At 63.2% G+C, this 22968-nt stretch carries 24 protein-coding genes and 1 pseudogene; 16 read left to right on the top strand and 9 right to left on the bottom strand.

Annotated elements, in window-relative coordinates; translation table 11 throughout:
• Positions 1–75: 75 nt before the first annotated feature.
• The 5 genes from GGR90_RS19745 to GGR90_RS05755 all read left to right on the top strand — a co-directional run bounded on the left by GGR90_RS19745 (position 76) and on the right by GGR90_RS05755 (position 3056).
• Positions 76–747 carry a class I SAM-dependent methyltransferase gene (locus GGR90_RS19745; protein ID WP_167920114.1) on the top strand — a complete coding sequence of 224 codons (672 nt, stop codon included), beginning with the start codon at positions 76–78 and terminating at the stop codon, positions 745–747.
• Between the two features lie 180 nt (positions 748–927).
• Entirely contained in the window at positions 928–1467 is a 540-nt protein-coding gene (locus tag GGR90_RS05740; RefSeq protein WP_245198402.1) for a hypothetical protein, read from the top strand.
• The gene (locus GGR90_RS05745) at positions 1464–1976 is read left to right on the top strand and encodes a sigma-70 family RNA polymerase sigma factor (protein WP_167920116.1); all 513 of its coding nucleotides are present in this window, start codon (positions 1464–1466) and stop codon (positions 1974–1976) included. The genes GGR90_RS05740 and GGR90_RS05745 overlap by 4 nt, the downstream gene beginning before the upstream one ends.
• Entirely contained in the window at positions 1970–2542 is a 573-nt protein-coding gene (locus tag GGR90_RS05750; RefSeq protein ID WP_167920118.1) for an RNA polymerase sigma factor, read from the top strand. The genes GGR90_RS05745 and GGR90_RS05750 overlap by 7 nt, the downstream gene beginning before the upstream one ends.
• A gap of 76 nt (positions 2543–2618) precedes the next feature.
• Entirely contained in the window at positions 2619–3056 is a 438-nt protein-coding gene (locus GGR90_RS05755) for a Ros/MucR family transcriptional regulator (protein ID WP_167920120.1), read from the top strand.
• Between the two features lie 3 nt (positions 3057–3059).
• Here the strand turns inward: GGR90_RS05755 and GGR90_RS05760 are convergent, their stop codons facing one another.
• Genes GGR90_RS05760 through GGR90_RS05770 form a run of 3 tightly spaced genes read right to left on the bottom strand, consistent with a single transcriptional unit; the run spans position 3060 to position 3809 of the window.
• A complete protein-coding gene (locus tag GGR90_RS05760) occupies positions 3060–3227 on the bottom strand; it encodes a hypothetical protein (protein WP_167920122.1) in 168 nt (55 codons plus the stop codon).
• Positions 3224–3520 carry a conjugal transfer protein TraD gene (locus tag GGR90_RS05765; RefSeq protein WP_209023569.1) on the bottom strand — a complete coding sequence of 99 codons (297 nt, stop codon included), beginning with the start codon at positions 3518–3520 and terminating at the stop codon, positions 3224–3226. The genes GGR90_RS05760 and GGR90_RS05765 overlap by 4 nt, the downstream gene beginning before the upstream one ends.
• Entirely contained in the window at positions 3504–3809 is a 306-nt protein-coding gene (locus GGR90_RS05770) for a conjugal transfer protein TraD (RefSeq protein WP_167920126.1), read from the bottom strand. The genes GGR90_RS05765 and GGR90_RS05770 overlap by 17 nt, the downstream gene beginning before the upstream one ends.
• Before the next feature lie 172 nt (positions 3810–3981).
• Between GGR90_RS05770 and traA the strand changes: the two genes are divergently transcribed.
• Positions 3982–6987 carry a Ti-type conjugative transfer relaxase TraA gene (gene traA, locus GGR90_RS05775; protein WP_167920128.1) on the top strand — a complete coding sequence of 1002 codons (3006 nt, stop codon included), beginning with the start codon at positions 3982–3984 and terminating at the stop codon, positions 6985–6987.
• A 15-nt stretch (positions 6988–7002) separates the two neighbouring features.
• Entirely contained in the window at positions 7003–7749 is a 747-nt protein-coding gene (locus tag GGR90_RS05780) for a DUF6118 family protein (RefSeq protein ID WP_167920130.1), read from the top strand.
• A 209-nt stretch (positions 7750–7958) separates the two neighbouring features.
• On the opposite strand, the gene GGR90_RS19750 is transcribed toward GGR90_RS05780, so the two are convergent.
• The 3 genes from GGR90_RS19750 to GGR90_RS05790 form a co-directional block, all read right to left on the bottom strand.
• Positions 7959–8366 carry a Rap1a/Tai family immunity protein gene (locus tag GGR90_RS19750; protein WP_425337877.1) on the bottom strand — a complete coding sequence of 136 codons (408 nt, stop codon included), beginning with the start codon at positions 8364–8366 and terminating at the stop codon, positions 7959–7961.
• Positions 8363–8692: a PepSY domain-containing protein gene (locus tag GGR90_RS05785; protein ID WP_245198403.1), complete on the bottom strand. Its 330-nt coding sequence runs from the start codon at positions 8690–8692 to the stop codon at positions 8363–8365. The genes GGR90_RS19750 and GGR90_RS05785 overlap by 4 nt, the downstream gene beginning before the upstream one ends.
• Positions 8693–8761: 69 nt before the next feature.
• Positions 8762–9652 (bottom strand): DUF1259 domain-containing protein, encoded by an 891-nt coding sequence (locus GGR90_RS05790; protein WP_167920132.1) that lies wholly within the window; start codon positions 9650–9652, stop codon positions 8762–8764.
• Between the two features lie 204 nt (positions 9653–9856).
• Between GGR90_RS05790 and GGR90_RS05795 the strand changes: the two genes are divergently transcribed.
• The 4 genes from GGR90_RS05795 to GGR90_RS05810 all read left to right on the top strand — a co-directional run bounded on the left by GGR90_RS05795 (position 9857) and on the right by GGR90_RS05810 (position 14090).
• Positions 9857–10780: a chromate resistance protein ChrB domain-containing protein gene (locus tag GGR90_RS05795; RefSeq protein ID WP_167920134.1), complete on the top strand. Its 924-nt coding sequence runs from the start codon at positions 9857–9859 to the stop codon at positions 10778–10780.
• Positions 10781–10782: 2 nt separating this feature from the next.
• On the top strand, positions 10783–12180 hold the full coding sequence (gene chrA, locus GGR90_RS05800) for a chromate efflux transporter (protein ID WP_167920136.1): 1398 nt from the start codon (positions 10783–10785) through the stop codon (positions 12178–12180).
• An 81-nt stretch (positions 12181–12261) separates the two neighbouring features.
• Positions 12262–12924, top strand: a complete 663-nt coding sequence (locus GGR90_RS05805) for a superoxide dismutase (RefSeq protein ID WP_425337878.1) — start codon at positions 12262–12264, stop codon at positions 12922–12924.
• A 71-nt stretch (positions 12925–12995) separates the two neighbouring features.
• The gene (locus GGR90_RS05810) at positions 12996–14090 is read left to right on the top strand and encodes a Cj0069 family protein (protein ID WP_167920138.1); all 1095 of its coding nucleotides are present in this window, start codon (positions 12996–12998) and stop codon (positions 14088–14090) included.
• A 122-nt stretch (positions 14091–14212) separates the two neighbouring features.
• On the opposite strand, the gene GGR90_RS05815 is transcribed toward GGR90_RS05810, so the two are convergent.
• From GGR90_RS05815 to GGR90_RS19755, 3 genes and pseudogenes are all read right to left on the bottom strand, one after another.
• Positions 14213–14554, bottom strand: coding sequence for a hypothetical protein (locus GGR90_RS05815; protein WP_167920140.1), 342 nt, complete (start codon positions 14552–14554; stop codon positions 14213–14215).
• A gap of 8 nt (positions 14555–14562) precedes the next feature.
• Positions 14563–15255 carry a Glu/Leu/Phe/Val dehydrogenase family protein gene (locus GGR90_RS05820; protein ID WP_245198404.1) on the bottom strand — a complete coding sequence of 231 codons (693 nt, stop codon included), beginning with the start codon at positions 15253–15255 and terminating at the stop codon, positions 14563–14565.
• A gap of 18 nt (positions 15256–15273) precedes the next feature.
• Positions 15274–15516: pseudogene (locus GGR90_RS19755) on the bottom strand (Glu/Leu/Phe/Val dehydrogenase dimerization domain-containing protein); the annotation flags it as partial.
• Positions 15517–15783: 267 nt separating this feature from the next.
• Between GGR90_RS19755 and GGR90_RS19425 the strand changes: the two are divergent.
• From GGR90_RS19425 to GGR90_RS05840, 5 genes are all read left to right on the top strand, one after another.
• Positions 15784–16863 (top strand): YkvI family membrane protein, encoded by a 1080-nt coding sequence (locus tag GGR90_RS19425; RefSeq protein ID WP_342449895.1) that lies wholly within the window; start codon positions 15784–15786, stop codon positions 16861–16863.
• Positions 16864–16949: 86 nt separating this feature from the next.
• A complete protein-coding gene (locus GGR90_RS05825) occupies positions 16950–19157 on the top strand; it encodes a TonB-dependent receptor (RefSeq protein WP_245198506.1) in 2208 nt (735 codons plus the stop codon).
• 59 nt (positions 19158–19216) lie between these two features.
• Positions 19217–20389 carry an alpha/beta fold hydrolase gene (locus GGR90_RS05830; protein WP_209023571.1) on the top strand — a complete coding sequence of 391 codons (1173 nt, stop codon included), beginning with the start codon at positions 19217–19219 and terminating at the stop codon, positions 20387–20389.
• A 7-nt stretch (positions 20390–20396) separates the two neighbouring features.
• Positions 20397–22265, top strand: coding sequence for a DUF885 domain-containing protein (locus tag GGR90_RS05835; protein ID WP_167920146.1), 1869 nt, complete (start codon positions 20397–20399; stop codon positions 22263–22265).
• A 10-nt stretch (positions 22266–22275) separates the two neighbouring features.
• Positions 22276–22944 (top strand): helix-turn-helix domain-containing protein, encoded by a 669-nt coding sequence (locus GGR90_RS05840; RefSeq protein WP_167920148.1) that lies wholly within the window; start codon positions 22276–22278, stop codon positions 22942–22944.
• Positions 22945–22968: the final 24 nt, after the last annotated feature.

The raw sequence follows: 22968 nt of genomic DNA on the forward strand, positions 1-22968 counted from the left end.
GTTGGAAAGGCAATGGATTGCGCCTGTCTCCTTTCGGGTGCTTATCTTCCATCTCAGGCTATTCGAGGGAAGCCGATGCAGGACGTTCTGGAAGGATATGCCACCGCCGCCACAGCGGACTTTATCGCTGCGTATGACGGGCTCTCACCGGAAAGCATATACGAGCACGTCATCGACCTTTTCCCAAGCCGGAATGCCAGAGTTGCGGATATCGGAGCCGGAACTGGCCGAGACGCAGCCTGGTTCGCCCTTAATGGGCACGACGTGCTCGCGGTCGAGCCAGTGCTGGAACTTCGCGAGGCAGGTCGGGCGCTTCACACCGCCGGAAATATCAAGTGGCTCGATGATCGTCTGCCACACCTTGGCGCGGTGCCGCCCTCGGCTTCGTTCGATCTGGTAACCTTATGCGCCGTATGGCAGCACTTAACCGACGAAGATAGGATGACGGCAATGTCGCGCCTCGCAACGGTCATCGCACCGGGAGGCGTACTGATCATGTCGCTTCGGAATGGCCCCGGCGCTATAGGGCGCAGGGTATATCCGGTATCGCCCGACCTGACAGTCGAAATGGCAAAGGCAAGCGGCCTACGCCTCGTCCGCAGGCAGGAGGCCAACTCCGTGCAAGCGGAAAACCAAGCAATGGGTGTATCTTGGACGTGGCTCGCGTTCGAGAAGGTCCGCGAGCAGGACGCTGCACGACGGCATCTATCAAGCCCCTTCGCTTGGATTCCGAACAGCAGTTTATAAGGCCAAATTTGCTTCCCAGCAGCGCCGCTTGTCGAAACTCCCCGATTCTGGCATAATCGCCGTCACGGGATGAAGTGACTGGCGGTCATCCCGAGGATAACCCTGCCAGGCATCATGTAGGTTCGGCCATTTCGGTCGGGCAGTTGCTGAACGCCGCAACAACGGCACAGCGGACACCGCTTGCACATCCGCGCATCAACGTGCGGACCGCCGCTGTGCGAGCTTACCATGACCACACCAACGAACGACGTTTACGCGCGCGAAGTCGTGATGGCGCGCGTCGGCCATCTCATCCGCCGCAAGCAGCGCGAGATCGAACGGATCACGCGTATCCTGCGCGGCTTCTTCGCCCCATCTACAGTGCAAGCCCCTGAACCGGGCCAGATCAAACGCATCATTCTGATCGGCCCCTATGCGCGGCGATCTTGGTACGAAGACCGACGAACGATCGACTTTTCGGATTACGAGTTTTGGATCGTCGTCAACCATCCGCTGTTCACGGATGAACGATGCTGGCAGCGCGCCCGCGACGTCATCCGCAGCGAGCTTGGCGACCGCTGCGCGGTCGACCTCGAAATCTATGCCAAGTCCGACATTCGGGTCGCCAAGGCCGAGCGGGACACCTTCATCCTCGACCGGATCGAAGCAGGCATCACCCTCTATCGGTCGTCGCGCGATGCCGGTCTGGGTGATCACGACAGTCGGGGGATACGGCCATGACCGCGCCCGGCTCTACCGCGGTCTCCTTCGACGCCTTCTATCGCGCCCAGCACGCGCGGGTGCTGGGCTATTTTCGGCGGAAGGCGGGGCGCGACGCGGCTCCCGATCTCGCACAGGAGGTCTTCACGCGGCTGCTGCGCAGCGGAGCACTCGAACGCGCAGAATGCCCCGAGGCCTATCTGACCCGGATCGCGCGTAATCTGCTGATCGACAACGCGCGGTGCAAGAGACCAAGGCCGACGGCGTTCTACTCGCTGGACGAGGAGCGCGACGCAGTGTCGTGCGCCGACCAGACATGGCGCATCGAAGCGGCGGACCTGTCCCACCTCTACCGGCGAACGGTGCGCGCCATGCCACCCAAAACTCGGCGCGTGTTTCTGATGCGCCGCGTGAGGCGCATGAGCTATAAAGAGATCGCCGCGTCGCTCGGCGTCAGTGTCGCGACCGTCGACTACCATATGGTGCAGGCTCTCGCGCTGTGCCGTGCTGCAGTTGCAGCACAATGGTGACCGGGACATGCGACGGGCACGCGCCCGACACCGGCGCCGGCGAATTTGAGAGCGGTCCGGTCTCGCCCGGTTCGACCGCCGCCTTCGCGGCCTTCTATCGCGAGGAGCAGGCTCGGCTGTTCCACTATTTCCGGAGGAAAGTCGGCCGCGAGGCCGCGCCCGATCTTGTGCAGGAAGCTTTCACGCGAATGTTCCGCAGCGGAGCCTATGGGAGAGTCGAGCAACCTCAAGCCTATCTGATGCGGACCGCCCATAATCTGCTCATCGAACGGGCGCGAACGTGGCACCGCAAACAATGCACGCTCTGTCCCCTCGATGAAGCGTGCGACGCTGCGGTGCTGCCAGACCAGGAACGTCAGTTTGAAGCGATGGAACTGCGGCGGGCATTTCGCAAGGCGCTGCTCGCCATGCCGCCCCGGACCCGGCGCATCTTCCTGATGCACCGGCTGCGCGGTCTCACCTATGCACAAATCGCAGACCAGCTCGGGCTCGGCATCAAGGCTGTCGAAAAACATATCGGGCGCGCGTTGAAGCGATGCCGTAAAGTTGCTGCGCGATTTGCTTGATGCGCTCGCGACATCGGTGCATGTCGCGGACCGGTGACTTGCTTTCGTGCGCAAAACAGCATCGACGGAGATGAAAATGGAAGATCAGGAAACGCTCGTCACGCTGACGGCTGACATCGTCGCTGCGCATGTGAGCAACAACAGCGTCGCCATATCGGATATTCCGCTCATCATCCGCTCGGTGCATGACGCGCTCGCCGGACTGGGGACGAACGTAGAACCCGAAGTCAAACAGGAGCCTGCAGTGTCGATCCGCGCGTCGGTGAAGCCCGATTACATCGTGTGCCTCGAAGACGGGAAGAAGCTCAAGATGCTGCGCCGTCACCTGATGACGCATTACGGCATGACGCCCGACGATTATCGCGCCAAGTGGAACCTGCCGAAGGATTATCCGATGGTCGCGCCGAACTACGCAGAGAAGCGCCGCGCGCTTGCATTGGAAATCGGCCTTGGAACCAAGGGGCGCGGCGGTGGGCGCAAGAAGACCGTCACGCGCCGAACGACCGCGAAATAACTCTCAGGCCTCGCCGTCGGCTTGGCTATCGAGCGCGACGGCGATCATCGCCGCGAGCGTTTCTTCGGCGCGGACGCGCGCGACCGGATCTTTTGTATCAAGGTCTCGCCGTATCCATTGCGGCGCGCGCTCCACCACGCGAAGAATGGCGTCGGTAAGTTCTTGTGTCATCGCGGGCCTATGGCAGGCGGGTCGATGTCGGGCAATGTGTCAGCATCGAACGCCCGCCGCCCTTTGCGCTTCCAGAGAGCCGATGCACGCGCGCCATCTTCGCTCCGCAGCTTGTCGGCCATCCAGAGAAACGCTCCATAGAGCATCGCGCGATCATCGTCCGCGAGATCGACGAGTTCCGCCTTCACGACAAGGCCGCCGAGTTCGATCAGTTGGCGCGTGCGTTCGCGGCGCTTGATCTGCCAATCGCGCACGCCGGTCCGCGCCTGCGCCATTTCAAGCCGATGCCGCATGGCTGTCAGGCGCCGCGTCATTCGCTGCGCCGCGATTAGTTCCCGTTGCAGCTTTGCGTGCGCCGCGCTGAAAGAAGCCCGCGCCCGCCTTGCGCCAGCCCTCCTTCGCGTTTGCATCCTTCGTTGTCACGGCGCCAAGCAATGCCCCCGCGAGCATCTCAGCTTCGAGCGCGTCGGCACCAGTGGCAATGACGAGTTCGCCAAGCTGGCGAACACGGCGTTCCTTGAGGGTCTTCGCTTTGGCTTCGAGCGCCTTCAGTTCCGAATCGATATCGCGGGGTTTGCGCATGTCGCATCTCCATGATGGTGTGATGCATCCATCATAAAGACGCGCCTTCCGATGCGCAGCAAGGTGATCGGGACAGCCTGGCACAGCCTAGTCCCTCCGCGGATTTTTCCGTGTGAGGGCGCGCTTATACGTCGTGCCGACGTGCTCTTTGAAGTGTAGATGGATTGCCGTCATGGCGATCTATCACTTCTCCGTCAAAGTCATCAGCCGCGCCGCCGGACGGAGTGCGGTTGCGGCGGCCGCCTATCGTTCGGCCGATCGACTGCACGATGAGCGGCTCGACCGCGACCACGATTTCTCGAACAAGTCGGGCGTCGTGTATAGCGAAGTGCTGCTACCCGAAGGTGCGCCCGAACGCCTCTCCGATCGCGCGACACTCTGGAACGAGGTCGAGGCGACCGAGAAGCGGAAGGACGCGCAGCTCTCTCGCGAGGTTGAGTTCGCCATCCCGCGCGAGATGACCCAGCAGCAGGGCATTGAGCTTGCCCGCGACTTCGTAAGCCAAGAATTTGTCGAACGCGGCATGATCGCCGACCTCAATGTCCATTGGGACATCGGCGCCGACGGTCTCGCCAAACCTCACGCCCATGTCATGCTCACCATGCGCGAGGTGGGCGAAGATGGTTTTGGCGCGAAGGTGCGCGACTGGAACCGCACCGAACTTGTCGAGCAATGGCGTGAGCGTTGGGCGGATCAAGTCAATCGGCGGCTTGCCGAACTCGACATCGATGCGCGCATCGATCACCGCAGTCTGGAAGCGCAGGGCATCGCCCTCGAACCGCAGGATAAGATCGGTCCCGCCGCATCGCGCATGGGGGAGCGCGGTCTCGAAGTCGAACGGATCGAAGATCATCGCGCGGTCGCGCAGCGCAACGGCGAACGCATCATTGCGGAACCTCGCGTCGCGCTCGATGCGATCACCCACCATCAGGCGACGTTCACGCAGCGCGATATGGCAATGTTCGTGCATCGTCATAGCGACGGGAAGGATCAGTTTGATGCCGTGATGTCGGCAGTCAAAGCATCGCCCGACATGATCGCGCTTGGCAAGGATGGACGCGGCGAAGATCGGTTCACCAGCCGCGAGATGATCGAGACCGAGCAACGGCTGGACCGCGCAGTGGAAAGGCTCAGCGACGGGCGGGGCTTTGGTCTCCCGGCAGCGTCGCTGCAAAGTGGGCTCGACGCCGCCGGGAGTGGTGGCCTGGTGCTCGGGAAAGAGCAGCGGGCCGCGCTGGTACATATCACCGATGAGAGGCGGCTTGCAATCGTCGTGGGCTATGCCGGGACCGGTAAAAGCGCCATGTTGGGCGTCGCGCGCGACATATGGGAGTCGGCTGACCTCAATGTGCGCGGTGCAGCGCTGTCGGGCATCGCCGCCGAGGGTCTGGAAAACGGCTCCGGCATCGCCTCGCGCACGATCGCCAGCATGGAACATGGCTGGGCGCAGGGTCGCGATTTGCTGACCGCGCGCGATGTTCTCGTCATCGACGAAGCGGGCATGGTCGGCACGCGCCAGATGGAACGCGTGCTGGGTCACGCCGCCGATGCCGGAGCCAAGGTCGTACTGGTCGGCGACCCGCAGCAGTTGCAGGCGATCGAGGCGGGCGCGGCGTTCCGGGCGATCCACGAACGGCATGGCGGCGTCGAGATCACCGAGGTGCGCCGCCAGCATGAAGGCTGGCAGCAGGAGGCCACCCGGCATCTCGCGACCGGGCGGGCTGGCGAGGCGATCGGCGCCTATTCCGACAGGGAAATGCTGCACGCCGCCGATACGCGCGAGGCGGCGCGCGACCACCTTATCGAGCGCTGGGATCGCGACCGGCAGGCGAATCCGGACGCCAGCCGGATCATTCTCACCCATACCAATGCCGAGGTGCGCGAACTCAACGAAGCGGCGCGCGGAGCGCTGCGCGCCAGCGGTGATCTTGGCGACAACGTTCGCATCAAAACCGAACGCGGCGAACGGGATTTTGCCGCCGGCGACCGCATCATGTTCCTGCGCAACGAGCGCAGTCTGGAGGTGAAAAATGGCACGCTCGGGACGGTCGAGCGGGTCAGCGAGCAGCGCATGGCGGTGCGTACCGATAACGGGCGCAATGTCGCGTTTGACGTCAAAGACTATCGCGATTTCGATCATGGCTATGCCGCCACGATCCACAAGGCGCAGGGCATGACGGTGGACCGGACGCATGTGCTGGCGACGCCGGGCATGGATCGTCACAGTGCCTATGTCGCGCTGTCGCGTCATCGTGACGGCGTGGCGCTCCATTATGGCCGCGATGACTTCAAGGATCGGGGTAAGCTTGTTAGCACCCTGTCGCGCGACCGGCCCAAGGATATGGCGCAGGATTACGCCAAGGCCGATCCCGAGCGCACCTTTGCCGAACGGCGCGGCATCAGCTTCGGCGAGCGTGTCGCGGGAATCGTCAAGGCCGTGCCGGAGAAAGCGCGCGGCATGTTCGATGGCTTGCGTCTCGCGATCGGCAGGACGGAGCGCGGAGCGGCAGCGCCCGAACGCGAACGCTCGATCTTCGCCGACTTCCGGCCAGCGCGCCGACCGCACGAACCGGAACGAAGTAACCAGTTCGCCCGCGACCAGCAATCCATGCGCGCCGGTGGTGTTCGCGGCGCGGTGGAGCGCTACGCAAAGGCGCTCGACGCCGTGCAGCAGACCCGCGCGCAGGGGCTCGACCCGATGCCGCACCAGCGCACAGCGCTGGACCGGGCAAAGGAATCGCTCGACGCGATCCGGCCAAATGCTTCCACCGATCTTGGCGCCGCCTTCAAGCGCCAGCCCGAGCTTGTCCGCGAGGCTGCTGGCGGGCGCGGCCAGTCCGCGCTCCAGGCGATGCAGCTTGAGGCGGAAATCCGCATCGATCCGTTCCAGCGCGCCGACCGCTTCGTCGAGGGCTGGCAGCAGTTGCAGCGCCAGCGCGAAGAGCTGGTCCGCGATGGCGATCTACGCGGCGCGAAGCGTGTCGCGCAGAGCATGGCGGGCATGGCGAAGAGCCTCGCGCGCGACGCCCAGCTTGAATCGGTGCTCGACGGACGCAGCCGCGAACTCGGCCTCGAGATCAGCCGCGACATGGCGCGCAGCCTGTCGCGCGACCTCGCCAACTCCATCCCCTCCGATCAGATCCGCGACCTCGGCCGCGACATGGGTATCGGTCATTAGCCAGGAGAAGATGACATGGACGAACAACAATTGCCGTCGAAAGCACCAAAGCCGGAACCCCGACAGGAAAACGCGGCGGAAGCTTTCGCGCGGCTCGACGATCGGGTGGCGGGACTCGACGAGCGCATCGCCCTCATGGTCCGCGCCGTCGAGCATATGGCGGCCGAACGGCTGAACATCGAGATCCCCGACTATAACCCTACGCTGGAAAAGACGAACGCCTATCTCGCCGGGATCACCATGCGGTTGAAGGCGATCGAGGATGCACCCGCGCTGGACATGACCCCGGAGGATATGGGGGAGCGCATTGCCGCAGCGGCGCAGAAAGCCCGCGAGGGCGACCGGGCTGGCGTCCAGCAGGTCCAGCAGAGTCAGGTGGACGCTGTTCAGGCATTGCATCGGATCATCGGCAACGCCCACACGCGGGAGCAGCAGCGCGAGCATATATGGTGGGGCATCGGCTGCGGAGTTCTTGCCGGTTGCCTGCTCTGGGCGATCTTGCCCGGCGTGGTCGCGCGCATCATGCCGGTCAGCTGGCACTGGCCCGAACGCATCGCCGCACGAACCGTGCGCGAGCCGACGCTGTGGGAGGCCGGAGCCCGGATCATGCGTGCCGGTCGCCCAGATGCATGGCAGGCCATCGTCGATGCCGCCGAGATGCGCCGCGACAACCGCGATGCCATCGACGCCTGCGAGCAGCAGGCCGTCAAGGCTAAGCAACCGGTGCGATGCACAATCAGGATAGGGAATCGGCAGCTTTGACCGGAGCGAGCGGGGCAGCCCCCAGCGAAGCCGACCTAGCGCTACGGCGCAATATTAGAAGCGCGCGATCAGTCGGCTTTGCAACACGCTAACTGACGAGCTTGAGTCGCGACATGGGATCGTTGAGCGGGCGGAATTCACCGTCAGGCGGACGCTTCGCCTACCCTAAAAACAGTCGCCAGCAGGCTGCGCCGCCGGAATATGGCGTGCTACGGGCATGGCCATGCCTCCTTTAGCGCCCGTTCAGCGCCCGCCACCATATGAACGCTCAGGAAATAGCTATTCCGCTCCGCCCAGCGTAGGTATGCCGCGCGCAGCGCCGCCCGGTCGTAGCGTGGAGCACCGCATTCTGCTTCTCGTGCACCAATCATCATGTCGAGCACGCCTTGCAGATAGGCGCCGCATCGCGGCTCATTCGCTTGGCAGCTTGCGAACAGTACCGAGCCTGTTGCTGAAGCGGGTTCTGTTTGACCGACCGCGCTACCTGGCAGGGCGGCCAAGACAGCGCAGAACAATATCAATCGCCTTGGCCTCATTTTCCTCTCCCGTCTCGTGACATTGCATTCGAGGTAAGTGGGCCGGCCCGCCGACAGCCGACCCGCCGAGATTTTCATCATTCGCGGCCGAGCACCTGGCCTTCAGGCGTGACGAACAGTTCGATCGTCTTGCCGTCACTGTTCTTGCCCTTGATTTCATAGAGCGTGCTTCCGTCCGCCTTTCGAGTGACTTGCTCCGCTTTGCTTATTGACGCGAGTTGCGCACGTGCGGCGTTCATCGCGGCCTGAGGCACCTGATCGAGCGGGATATCTCTTTCGCTGTGCTCGCCGATGATCCGGTTCTCGTTCGCCTCGTGGTTTTGCGCGATCGCGACACCGGCAATCGCCAGCGCGGCCGCGCCGACGCCCGCGACGACAGTGAGAGTTCGTTTGCTAGCCATGTTCATTCCACTTCCTGGATGAGGGCCGTGGGTCGAGCGGGCGGCGGTCACGGCCCAATGAGCCGTCGTCCGGTTTCAACTCCTCTGATTGTTCATCCTGTCGAGCGCCGCGCGCAGCCCACGGGCGAGTTTGGCTGCGTCGTCGTTGGCCCAGAAGTGCATGAAGAACAACCGCGGCTCGTCGTTCAGCATGTGATTATGCAGCGCGGTGACTTCGATCCCGTTCGCTCGCAGCGCGCGCAGGACTGGATCGACCTCGCTTGCGACTAGTACGAAGTCGCCAGTGATCGCAGCTCGACCGTTCCCGGTCGGCTGAAAGTTGATCGCGGTCGCCGTGCCCATCGTCGGCGGAGTCTCCATGCCGCCGTCCATCAGCCGCTCGACGCGCGGAAAGCTGTATTGGAGGACGCCGCCGGCGGTCTTGCCCTCACCGCCCATCAATCGGTTGAGCGTGGCCGTGTCGAGATCGAGTGCCGATGCGGTTGCGCTGACCGAGGGCGATTGCGGCGCGGTGAGCGGGGTCCGACTGGCTGACAGTGCCTGCCGGAGCGCGGCCGCGAGCTTCACCGGGTCTCCGTGGCCGGCGATGTGCATGTACATGGTCGCGGGCGACGAGCGGAGCAGATGATTGTGGAGTGCGGTGATCGTGAAACCGCTTGCGAGCAGGCGGCTCATAACGGGGTTCACCTCGTCGTGCGTCAGCACGAGATCGCCCATCACCATCGCCTCGTCGCCCATCGGCTGAAACGCCGCCCAGGAACCGAGCGCGAGGGAGGGCTTGATCGTCACCCCATCCAGCGTGACGCTTAGGTCCGAACGCGGGAAGCTGTAGCGGTGAACGCCCCCCGCCTGTTCAGCCCCCGCTCGTCCTATCGCCCGGTCGACCGCCGACCAGTCCAGCGCTGCCCATGCCGGGCTTGCAAGCAGGAGGCTGGCGAATCCCAAGGCGAGGGCCTTTTTCAGCATAATTGATCCTTTATCAGCGCATTCGGCACGGAAAGCCTCCCGTCATGCGAGCGCGCCGCCGGCGAGCCGCGACAAACCCAGCATCGCGCGCCGGTTTCTTTCTTCGCGATAAGCAGTCCTATGCTCATGGGACTTGTGATGCAACCCTTACACTCGTAGACTAGTGACGATACAACTATGATAAACACACAAGTTTCCCCTTGGTTGCTCCTGATCCCGCAGCTTCCGGCCAAGCCTGCCTATTTGCGGGTGAAGGTGTGGCGGCGCTTGCAGGCGATCGGGGCCGCGCCGCTCAAGAATGCCGTCCATGCGCTTCCCAATCGCGAGGATACGCGCGCGCTGTTCGAAGAGCTGCATCGCGAGATCACCGAGAATGGCGGCGAGGCGCTGATCCTCGAAGCGCGGCTCGCCAGCGGCATGGGCGATGCGGAGCTGCGCGGACTGTTCGACGCCGCGCGTGACGCCGACTACGAGGAGTTGACGCGCGAGGCGCGCGAGCTGTGTGAGGGCGAGTACGTCGCGGCGGCGGATGTGGGCCGCCTGCGCAAGCGCCTGAACGAGATCGCCGCCATCGACTTTTTCGGTGCCCACGGCCAGCAGGCGACTGAGGCCGCCATTGCCGAGGCAGAACGCCGCTCTCACCAACATCCCGATGTGAGCGGCCCGGGTGCGCCCGAGCTGACGCCGGCCGAACTAAAACGCCGCGTTTGGGTGACGCGCCGCCATGTCCATGTCGATCGCATCGCCTCCGCTTGGCTCATTCGCCGCTTTATCGACCCAGAGGCGAGCCTCAAGTTCGTCGATGGCAAAGGCTATGCGCCGGAGCCTGACGAACTCAGGTTCGACATGGCGGACGCGGAGTTCACCCACGAGGGCGACCGCTGCACCTTCGAGGCCTTGGTGTTCCGCACCGGTCTCGAGGCCGATCCGGCGCTGCGGGCGCTCGGCGAAATTGTTCACGACCTGGATATTGCCGACGCCCGGTTCGAGCGCCCGGAGACGCCGGGAGTGAGCGCACTTATCGCCGGCATCTGTGCCGGCACCGACGACGACGAGGAGCGGATCGCGCGCGGATCGACCGCGCTCGACGGCTTCTATGCTCACTTCACCCGGCGAAAAGAGGATTAAAGATGGAGGCCAGCGCACGCGCTGAAATCGCAGTCGAGTCGCCGCACGAGCACGGCGTCAGCTTTGGCGCGGCGATGCGCGTCTGGAGCCGGATCGCGCTGCTCAGCTTCGGGGGACCGGCGGGCCAGATAGCGGTGATGCATCGCATCCTGGTCGAGGAGAAGCGCTGGATCGGCGAGGAGAGGTTCCTCCACGCGCTCAACTATTGCATGCTCCTGCCCGGCCCCGAAGCGCAGCAGCTTGCGATCTACATAGGCTGGCTGCTCCACAAGACCAAGGGCGGCCTGGTTGCCGGCGCGCTGTTCGTGCTGCCCGGCTTCCTCGCCATTCTCGCTCTCAGCTACATCTATGTGCTGCTCGGCCAGGTGCCGTTGGTCGAGGGCCTGTTCTTCGGATTGAAGGCGGCGGTGCTGGCAGTCGTGCTGCAGGCAGTGGTGCGGGTCGGCTCGCGTGCCTTGAAGAACAACGTCATGCGCGGTCTTGCCGCGCTGGCGTTCGTCGCGATTTTCGTTCTCGACGTGCCTTTCCCGCTGATCGTGCTCGCCGCCGCGCTGATCGGCTTCTTCGGTGGCCGCGCTGGTTACGCCGCATTCAGGGGCGGCGGCGGACACGGTCCCGCCGGTGCCGAGATAATCCACGACCGCGACACCGCGCTTGGCGAGGGCCTCCCCGATCATGCGCGGCCGAACCTTTCCTGGTCGCTGCGCATCTCCGGCGTTCTGCTTGTGCTCTGGCTGGCACCGGTCGCAGCGCTACTGATCGCGTTCGGTGCGGATGACGTATTCAGCCGCATCGCCATCTTCTTCAGCCAGATGGCGGTAGTGACCTTCGGCGGCGCCTATGCGGTGCTCGCCTATGTCGCTCAGGAGGCGGTCGAGACCTATGGCTGGCTCCAGCCCGGCGAGATGCTTGATGGGCTCGGCATGGCCGAGACTACGCCGGGTCCGCTGATCATGGTGACGCAGTTCGTCGGCTTTCTGGCAGCCTTCCGCGAGGCCACCGGACTGCCGCCGCTCATCGCCGCGACGTTGGGCGCGATTCTCACCACCTGGGTCACTTTCCTGCCCTGCTTCCTGTGGATCTTCGCCGGCGCGCCGTTCATCGAACGCCTGCGCGGCAACCGCGCATTGTCGGCCGCGCTTTCGGCGATCACCGCCGCAGTGGTGGGTGTCATTCTCAATCTGGCAGTCTGGTTCGGGATTCACACCTTGTTCGGGCAAGTCCGCGAAGTGCCGTTCGCGGCCGGCGCCATCGATCTCCCAGTCCTGACGTCCGTCGACTGGCCCGCGTTAGCGCTGGCGGTGGGTGCGATCCTCGCCATGTTCCGGTTCAAGGCCGGCATGCTGCCGGTGCTCGGCGTCTGCTCCGTCCTCGGGGCCGCATATGTAATGATCATCTGAAGGGAGTGACGTGTGACGATCGACCAATTTTCCCGACGCAGTGCAATCGCAACTCTTGGCATTGGAGCCGCAGCCATGACTATGAACGAAGCCTCGGCGCAGACGCCGACCGCAGCGCCGACGAATGTCCTCGCATTCGCCGGCAATCATCAGATCAAGCCGCTCAGGTTCGATCCCGCCAGGCTCCACGGCCTCTCCGAAAGGCTGATCACATCGCACCACGAGAACAATTATGCCGGCTCGGTCAAGGCGTTGAATATGATCGAAACACGCCTTGCCGCCGCGCTCGCTGACCCGGACCTACCGCCGGTGGTCTATGGCGGCCTCAAGCGCGAGGAGCTGCACCGCACCGGCTCGGTCGTGCTCCATGAAATCTATTTCGACGGGCTGGGCGGCAACGGTCAAGCAGCCGGCTCGATCCGCGACGCGCTGGGCGCGGCGTTCGGCTCGTTCGACCGCTGGGAGACCGACTTCCGCCGCACCGGCATGAGTCTTGCCGGCGGATCAGGTTGGTGCGTGCTCGTCTACAATCTCCACACCCGCTCGCTGCACAACCATTGGGCGTGGGATCATATGCACGGCGCAATCGCCGGCGTGCCGCTGCTGGCGCTCGATATGTACGAGCATAGTTTTCACATGGATTACGGCACCGCCGCCGCCAAATACGTCGACGCCTTCTTCCGCAACATCGACTGGGAAGTGGTCGACCGCCGCTATGCCGCGGCTTTGCGCGGCGGCGGCTGACCCGTCCGCCGAGGATCAACACCCACTTCTGCGCGACACCTGAGTTGGCGACCACAAAGGGGGCAGGTCCGATGGGAGATGCAACAGTGACATCCGGCCCGAACATCGCTCTTCTTTGGCGCGGACAAGCGGCCGAGTGGACGCATCGCTTTCATGAAGCTCGGCAGTGGCCGATCGTTCAAGCCTTGCGGTCGTTCGGGGCGACCACAAGGCCTGTACTGTACAGAGACGAAGCGGTTCGCGACATTCGTGACGAGTTGCTGTCGTTCGACGCGGTGCTGGTCTGGGTGAATCCGTTGGACATTTCAGGCGACCGCTCGGTGCTCGACCCGATGCTGCGCGAAGTCGCGGCGTGCGGCGTTGTCGTCAGCGCGCATCCCGACGTGATCGCCAAAATCGGCGTCAAGGACGTGCTCTACACAACACGGTCCATGGAATGGGGCAGCGATGTCGCTAGATACGTGGACGCTGAAGGCCTTCGTGCATATTTTCCGCAACGTCTTGTCGGAGGTCCGCGCGTGCTGAAGCCGAACTACGGGAACGGCGGCAGGAATGTGTGGCGTGTCCAACTGGCCGGAGCGGGAGACGATCCTGCTTTGGAAACGTGGGTGGAAGTTCAAGAGGCCCGTCAAGGAAGCAAATCGGAGCGCATCAGCCTAGCCGAATGCTTGGATAGGTGGGTGCCGTTTCTGAACGGCGGCGGCGTGCTGATCGATCAGGCTTATCAGCCGCAGTCGTCCAAGGGCATGGCCCGCTGCTACGTGAGCGGGCACCGTGTGGTGGGCTTTGGGCACAACCTGATCACTGCGCTGATGACGCCAACGTCCGTTGATACAATGTCGTCACCCCCACAGCCGATGGGCCGCGTCATGTTCGGACCGGAGGTAACGCGCTTCGCAGCCTTACGCAAAGCGATGGAGGATCGCTGGATTCCGGAGATGCAAAGTTTGCTGTCGATCGCCGACCACGATCTTCCGCTTCTTTGGGACGCCGACTTCCTGTTTCGCGCTCGTAAAAGCGCCAACGATAGTCCGTACGTGCTTTGCGAAATCAACGCCAGTTCGGTTGCACCATTTCCACCAAGTGCTGTCCAGCCAGTCGCCGCGGCGGCCGTCGGTCGCGCTCTGGCTGGTCGTTTGCGGAAGGAGACCTCCAATCCGCATTGATATGATTCAAGCAATTCAAGAGACGTGACATTGGTCGTAAGCATAGTTGCCTATCGATCAGGCAAGCCCAAGGGTGAGCGAGGCTGGGTGAAACTTCGGAAGCCAACCTGAGAACCAATGCTTTAAATGGCAATCTCTAAGGAATTATAACATAGGTGTTCCCGTGAACCCGAGACAACCGATGTTATAACTCGGCCGTGGTCGGGTTTCGGGGTTCCGTTGACGAAATCAAGGATGCCCATGAGCGAGCCGTGGAGCGTGGCATGAATCTCGCCGCGCCGTTCGCCGGGCGAGAGGATGATCTTGCCGACGAGCGAACGGATATCGCTTGAGGCATCGAGCCGCGTTTCGGGATCGCGGAGCGTCGCGGTGAGCCGCGCGACCTTGCGCTTGTAGATTTCGGCGATGCCCGGATGAGCATCGGGAATATCGGCGGGCGCTTCGGCAATACGAAGGGACCGCACTCGCCGACTCAGCGTCCGATCATCTCCCGCGCCATCCGTTCGGCCGCGATTTCCGGTGCGACATTATAGGCATCGGCGTGATCGAAGATGCCGAGCAGCCGGTCGTGGATCGCCTCAATCGCTTGATCGAGCGATGGCGCGTGCGGCGTCTCGCGTCCCGGCAATGCGGCCGCGCCGAGAATTCCGCTTATGATTCCCCCGGCATTGATGACATAATCGGGGGCGAACAATATTTTCCGTTCCGCAAGGGCCGCCCCGGCCTCTGCCGAAGCCAGCTGATTGTTGGCCGAGCCGGCAACCGCCTTTGCCTTCAGGTCCGGCACCGTCGCCTCCGAAATCACGCCGCCGAGAGCACAGGGCACGAAAATATCGCAATCGACGGCATGGATGTCATTGCAAGGCACGGCGCGGGCATCGAACGCGGCCACCGCCAATTTCACCCGCTCCTCGCGCACGTCCGCGACGATCAACCTGGCGCCTTGCGCATGCAGGCGTTCGGCCACACCCCAGCCGACGGCGCCAAGGCCTTGCAGGGCGAATTGCGCGCCGGCGAAACTGTCGGTGCCGAGCGCCCTTTTCAGAACGGCGCGCAATCCATGAACGACGCCTTCCGCGGTCGGGATGGACGGGTCGATGCCCTTGGAGGTTCCGCCCACATATTTGGTCACCTCGGCGATCCGGTCCATGTCGGCGACCGTCATGCCGACATCCTCTCCGGTCGCGAAGTGATTGCCGATTCGATCGATGAAGCGGCCATAGGCGTGCAGCAGTTCGGGCGATTTCAGCTGGTGAGGGTCGCCGATGATGACCGCTTTGCCGCCCCCGACCGGAAGGCCGGCGAGCGCAGACTTGTACGACATGGCCCGGGATAGGCGAAGCGCATCGTCCAGCGCATCGGAATCGCTCGAATAGACCTTGAAGCGTGTTCCGCCCGCGGCCGGCCCAAGCGCCGTCGAATGGATCGCCACGATCGCCTTCAATCCGGTCTTCTCGTCGGTGAAGACGCAGACCTGCTCGTGACCGTCGAATTCCGCGGACTCCCAAACGCTCATCAAAATTCTCCCGACCTGTAAACGATATTCCAATTCACCAATCTATTGCCAAATCAGAAATATTTCGTCTACAGGAAATTTCGCAAGAGGAAAACGCGCTAAAGCTCGGAGGGCACGATGACCCAGAATGACTGGTTTCGCCGGATATGGCTTCCCGGACTGGCTTTCAAAGCAGCAGTGATCGGCGGCGGCTATGCCACCGGGCGTGAGCTCGCGACCTTTTTCGTCCCGAGCGGGCCGGTCGGCGGCTTGTGGGGCTTGCTCGCTGCAACCGCGATCTGGAGCGCGGTTGCGGCTTTGACCTTCGCCTTTGCCGTCCACACGCGAGCGCGAGACTATCGCACCTTCTTCCGCCATCTGCTCGGACGCTTCTGGTGGATTTTCGAGGTGGCCTATCTCATCGCGATTCTTGTCATTCTTGCTGCGTTCGCCGCGGCAGCGGGTTCAATCGGCGCGAGCTTGTTCGGTTGGCCGGAAATCGGCGGCGCCCTGCTATTCATGGCCGCCACGACCTTCTTCGCATCCCGGGGGAACGAGTGGGTCGAGCCGCTCTTCAAATATGTCTCGGTCCTCCTCTATGGCACCTACGCAATCTTCCTTATTCTCGCGCTCAGCCGCTTCGGCGATCGCATCGCTGCAACCTTCGCCGCCTCTCATCCCCCGGACGGCTGGCTGACCGGCGGCGTGACCTATGCGAGTTACAATATCATCGGCGCCATCGTGATCCTTCCCGTCCTGCGCCACCTGCACTCGCGCCGCGACGCCGTCATCGCCGGCCTTCTGGCAGGGCCGCTGGCGATGCTCCCGGCTGTGCTCTTCTTTTTGCCGATGCTCGCCTTTTTTCCGGGTATCGAGTCGGTCGAATTGCCTTCCGATTTTCTGCTCGAGCGGCTGAATCTGCCCTGGTTCCGGGTCGTGTTTCAGCTCATGGTTTTCGCCGCCCTGCTCGAAAGCGGCGTGGGAGGCGTCCACGCCGTCAATGAACGTATCGCGCAGAGTTGGACGGCCCGGCGAGGCGGCGACTTTCCAATGCCCAAACGGGCCGCCGTCGCAGCCGCCATCCTCGCCCTCGCGGTGTTCGTCGCCGGCCAGTTCGGTCTCGTCGCGCTTGTGGCCGAGGGTTATCGCTGGCTCGCCTATCTATTCCTGCTGATCTACGTCCTCCCGCTTTCGACCCTTGGGCTGCGACACATGTTGCGCGTGCGGCGCGCCGAGCCGCTCGCGACCATCATTCCCGCCACCGATGCGGGCAGTTGACTTTCCCGTATCAGCAATATTATCTAATAAGGAAATATATTCCAATTTGGAAATTACAAAAAAATAATGTGGGAAGGGATGCCGAGATGGACAAGAAAAAAGGACTTTCGTTTCGCGGCGGGCGGGTTGCCGCTTTTGGTGCGGCAGCGGTTTTGGGAGCGACCGGGCACGCGCCCGCGGGCGCCCAGACGACCGACACGGCGCAGGCCAGGGCCAGTGTCGATACCGAAATCATCGTGACGGCCACGCGGCGCGAGGCCCGCCTGCTCGACGTGCCCATCAGCATCCAGGCCGTCACCGGCGAGGAACTGGCCCGGATCGGCGCGGTCAATTTTTCGGATTATGCGCGCGGCATCGCCGGCGTGTCCTTCCTCGACAACGGCCCCGGCAGGAACCAGATTTTCATCCGCGGCGTGTCCGCCGGGGCGGAAGTCGATACGGGCACCGAAGCGACCGTCGGTCTCTACATAGATGAGACGCCGGTCGGCGAAGGCTCGTCGCAACCCGATATCCGCCTTTACGACATCGACCGGGTCGAGGTGTTGCGCGGGCCGCAAGGCACGTTGTTCGGCAGCGGCTCGCTTGGCGGAACGTTGCGCGTGCTGACCAACCAGCCGCGGTTCGACCAAATCGCCGGCTATCTGCAACTGACCGGCTCGGTCACGGACCATGGCGGCGCCAACGGTGCGGCAAACGGCTGGATCAATATTCCGCTGTCGGACAAGGTCGCGGTGCGCGCCGCCGCCTATGGAATCCGCAATGCGGGATTCATCGACGACCTCGGCGGAGAGAAGAATATCAACGAGGAAAAGACCTACGGCGGCCGGCTCGCCGTGCGGTTCCAGCCCGTCGAAGACCTGAACGTCACATTGACGGGCATGTATCAGGATACGCGGATCGGTGCGCTGGACCAGGCCACCGATACATTTCCGGACCTGATCCAGGATCGCAGCGCGGATACCCCTTATCGGGACCGAATCGCGACCGCCAATCTGCGTATCGACCTCGACCTGGGGTTCGGGACGCTGACATCGTCAAGCTCCTACTTCGATCGCCGCCGCCGCTTCAGCAACGACATCGACCATTTTCTCGGTCTCCTCAATTTCGTGGGGGCGATCCCCTTTTCGCTCGGGGATTCGCGCCTGTCCTATCCGTCCACGTCAAAAGTCCAGGAAATCCGACTGGCCTCGAACGGCGACGGACCGTTCCGCTGGGTCGTCGGCGGCTTCTATCTCGACCGCGACGACAAGGTGGGGCAGACGATCAATCCGCTTGGCGTGCCGCCCCAGGCCCGGACGGGCGACAATATCTATTATGAGGATGATCGTTTCGGCGCGAAGCAACTCGCCGGATTCACCGAACTCAGTTATGATCTGACCGACCGGCTCACCGCGACAGCAGGGGCGCGTGTGTCGCGCACCAGGCGCAGCGAAGTCCGCGTCACCGACGGTCCCTTCCTCGGCGGATTTTCGCGGGTGAGCGGGCGGTTTAGCGAAACCTCCACGACGCCCAAATTCAATCTCTCCTACAAGCCCGCGGACTCCGCACTTCTCTATGTTCAGGCCGCAAAAGGCTTTCGTATTGGGGGCAACAACGCCGGCTTGCCGCCCTGCGGCATCGGCTGCACGATCGATGTCGGGCCGGCCTTCGATTCCGACTCGCTGTGGAATTATGAAGTCGGCGCCAAGTTTTCGGTCCTCGATCGCGCTCTGACCGTAACGGCAGCCGCTTTCCGCATCGACTGGAAGAATATCCAACTCAATGTCGAGCGCGGGGACGGTTTCAATGGCTTTCTGAACGCCGGCACAGCGCGTATCGAGGGGGCGGAACTCGAAATCAACGCCCGCATCGGCGATCATTGGCGCTTCGGTGGGCAAGCCACCTATACCGACGCGACGCTCCGCAGCGTCGCTCCGGGTGTTCCCGCGACCCCCGGGCAGCGCCTGCCGCAGGTAGCGCGATGGAATGCCGCAGCTCACCTCGAATATGGACGGCCTGTCGGCGGTGATGGATACGCTTATATTCGCGGTGACGTCCAATATGTCGGGCCGCGCGTGAATTCGATATCGGCGGCCCCCTTGCCGATCGACGATTATGCACTGTTCAATTTGAAGCTCGGATTGAACAGTGGCTCCTACGAGTTTTCGCTGTTCGGGAAAAATCTGCTCGACAAGCAGGCCCAGCTTGGTCGCACCCGGCTCGACGGCGTGCTGAGAGGGGTGCCGGTGTCGCTCGATCGGATTTCGGTAAATGTCCCGCGCACGATCGGCTTGTCGGTCGCGCGCTCCTTCTAGAGGCGGCGCACGCCGACCGCGTCGCGGGCGAGGCGGTAACCAATCGCATGGAGAAGATGATGATCAAATCGAGTGAATGGTTCCGCCGTGCCGCCGGCCATGCCGCCATGACGGCCTTGCTGGCCAGCCCGCTGGTGGGCGCCGCCGCGGCGCAGGAGGCGCCGCAGGCTCCCGTCGCCGCGCCCGATGCGCGCGCAATCATCGCCGACGCCCGCAGGATCATGGCGCCGCGCGGGATCGAGGAAAATTATGCGGTCGAAATCGGCGGCATAAAGCAGTGGGTCTCGGTGCGTGGCCGTGACAGCCGCAATCCGATCCTTTTGTTCATCCACGGCGGTCCCGCCACCACCGAAATGCCGGTGAGCTGGCTCTATCAAAGCTCGTGGGAGGATTACTTCACCGTGGTGCAATGGGACCAGCGTGGTGCCGGAAAAAGCTGGACTGCCAACGAGGATCCCGCGGCGATCGCCGAAGGCATCTCGATCGAGCGGATGACGCAGGATGGCGTGGAACTCGTCGACTACCTGCGAAAGAAATACGACAAGCGCAAAATCTTTGTTCTGGGTCATAGCTGGGGCACGGTTATCGGCCTGAATGTCGCGCTTCGCCACCCGGACTGGCTGCATGCCTATATCGGCATGGGACAGGTGATCAACGGACAGGAGAATGAAGAACTCGGTTATGCCTTCGCCCTTCGCGAGGCGCGCCGGACCAAAAACGCTCAGGCGATAAAGGAATTGGAGGCGATCGCGCCCTATCCCAATCCCTCCGCGCCGACCTTCTTCGAGCAGGTCCTGACCCAGCGCAAATGGGTGATTTACTTCGGCGGACTGACGGCGGGACGCAGCGACTTTTCCTATGATACCAATGCCCGCCTGCTGGCGCCCGAATATAGTGATGCCGACCTCGCCGCCGCGCGTTACGCCGGGCTGAGCCTCGTGGCGCTGATACCGGGTCTGACGCAACTCGATTATCGCAAGGTGCATCGCCTCGACACGCCGCTCTTCATCGTGGCGGGGCGCCGCGATTTCGAGACCCCGTCGGCGCTGGCGGCCGATTGGTTTTCCTCGGTGCAGGCGCCCTACAAGCGCTTGTTCTGGTTCGAGCATTCAGCGCATATGATGCAGCTCGAGCAACCCGGAAAGCTGCTGATGCATCTGGTGAACGATGTGCGTCCCATTGCGGCCAGAGCGGGCGATGTCGCGCCGGGCGACGCGCCGGGCGTGGACTGACCGCATCATGCCAGCGCCGCTTCCGCTTCGCCGCCGTGAACTGCTTGCCGGTGCGGCTTGCCTCGTCCCCTCGCCGCTCTGGGCGGCGGACGGCGAGGCCGCGCCCGCGCAGCGGCTGGACCGCGTTCTTGCGTCCATCCTGTCGGACATGCTCGCCGATTCACCGGAGGCGGCGACGCGCTACGGCCTCGACGTCGGTTCGCATACCGCGCTTCGGGCGCGGCTCGACGACCGCTCGCCCGCCGCGGCGACGCACCGGAGGGACAGGCTCCGTTCGCAGCTTCAGGCGCTGCGGTCGATCGATGCCGAAGCGCTCGATCATCGCGACCTCATCGATCTGCGGGCTGTTGCAACGACGCTCGGGCACCGCAGCGCAGTCGCCGATGCGTTCGCCTATGGCGACGCCGCTCAGGCCCGGCCCTATGTCGTCAGCCACCTCCACGGCGCTTATGTCGATGTTCCGGAATTCCTTAGTTCAAAACATCCGGTCGGCGATGCGGCCGACGCCCACGCTTATCTCGACCGCGTAGACGCGCTCGGCGGCGTCCTGCGGGGCGAGACGGCCCATATCAGGCGTGACGCCGGGCTGGGCGTCGTACCGCCGCCCTTCGTCCTCGACCGCATGACGCGGCAAATGACTTGGCTTCGTGACCAGTCGGTCGCCGATACGCCGGTGCTGGCATCCTTCGCGCGCAAGCTGCGGATTGCCGGCTTGCCGGACCATTACGCGGCGACGGCGAACACGCTATGGCGCGAGAAAGCCCTGCCCGCCCTCGACGAGCAGATTTCTGCGCTTCGCGCCTTGAAGGCGCCTGCACAGGGCGACGGCGTCGGTCGCTTGCCGAAGGGCGATGCCTATTATGCCGCCAGTCTCCAGCTTCATATCACGGCCAGGCCCGACATCGCCGATTTTCACCGGACGGGAATCGAGGCGACCGCCGCTATGGCGGCACAGTTGCGGGCACTCCTCACCAAGCTTGGCTATGCGGCCGACACGATCTCGAAGCAGATTCTGGCCTTCCTGACCGATCCGGTGCACCTGTATCCCAATACCGATGCGGGCCGCGCGACGCTGATCGAAGATATGACGGCCCGGTTGGACACGATGCGCACGCGCTTGCCGCGCTACTTTCGAACGTTGCCGCGGATTCCGTTTGAAATTCGGCGGGTGCCCGAGTTTCTCGAGAGCGGGGCGCCGATCGCCTATTATGAAGACCCCGCGCTCGACGGCTCGCGCCCCGGCACATTCTATCTCAATCTTGGCGATACATCTAATGTCCCCCGGTGGATGCTGCCGACAACGGCTTTTCACGAAGCGATCCCCGGCCACCATCTGCAGCAGGTGGTTTTGCAGGAAAGTTCGCCGGTGCGGACGATCCGCAAGATATTGTGGTCGTCGGGCTATGGCGAGGGTTGGGGCCTTTATGCCGAGCAGCTCGCGGACGAGCTTGGGATGTATGACGAGGATCCGGTGGGGCGGGTGGGTTATCTTCTTGCGACGCTGCTGCGCGCCGCGCGAATGGTCGCCGATACCGGCATCCACGCCTTGCGCTGGAGCAGGGAGCAAGCCGCGACGTGGATGATCGATAATGGCGTCCCGCCGCCGATCGCCGCGAACGAGGTGGAACGATATTGCGTCTGGCCGGGGCAAGCGTGCAGCTATCTTGTCGGCAAGCGCCACTGGACCGACCTGCGTGCGAGGGCAGAGAAAACCCTTGGACCGCGGTTCGATATACGCGATTTCCATGCCACGACGCTTTCCGTCGGCGCGGTGCCGCTTTCCGTGCTTGAGCAGGTCGTCGATCGCTTCATAGTGAAAACCGGCAAGCCGGGCGGGAACGGCACGCGCACCAACGTCCGCAGCCAGTCAAGATAAAGAGGGACTCATGACGAAGGATATCGAAACCATCTTCAAGTCGGCGGCGCGCGCAAGCCCCGACCCTCAATTGCTCCGACCCGGTCAGGCGCTGCGCGGTTTTCGGACCGAGCAGGGCTTGACGCTGGCCGAAGTCAGTCAGCGGACCGGCCTGACGGCCTCGACATTGTCGAAGATCGAAAACGGCAAGATGGAATTGACGGTCGACAAGCTCATTCGCATCAGCCTTGCCCTCGAAGTGAATGTGGCGGACATTTTCGGCTCGCCCCGCGGGCAGTTCACGAGCGGGGAGAAGGCGCGGCGTCGCAGCATTACGCGGGCCTCCGAGGGGCAGGCGATCAGGTCGAAAAATGGTGAGTACCGGTATCAGGCTTTCGATCTCCTCAGCAAGGAAATGACGCCGATGGTCGCCGACGTCGAAGCGCGCAGTATCGAGGAGTTCGGAGAGTTCCATCGGCATCCGGGCGAGGAATATGTCCACGTGCTGGAAGGAAGGCTTGTCTTTTATTCCGATACATATGCGCCGGCCTATCTCGACGCAGGCGATTCCATCTATTTCGACAGCGATATGGGGCACGCCTATGTGAACGCGGGCGACGAACGCTGCCGAATATTGTCAATATTTTCTACGCTGGATTCCCAAGTGTTGCCTCTGGTTGAGAGCCGGACAAAGCCTTGAGTCCGGGCGGCACAGCCCAGAGCC

The sequence above is a fragment of the Sphingopyxis italica genome (genome assembly GCF_011926545.1).
Lineage (GTDB): Bacteria > Pseudomonadota > Alphaproteobacteria > Sphingomonadales > Sphingomonadaceae > Sphingopyxis > Sphingopyxis italica.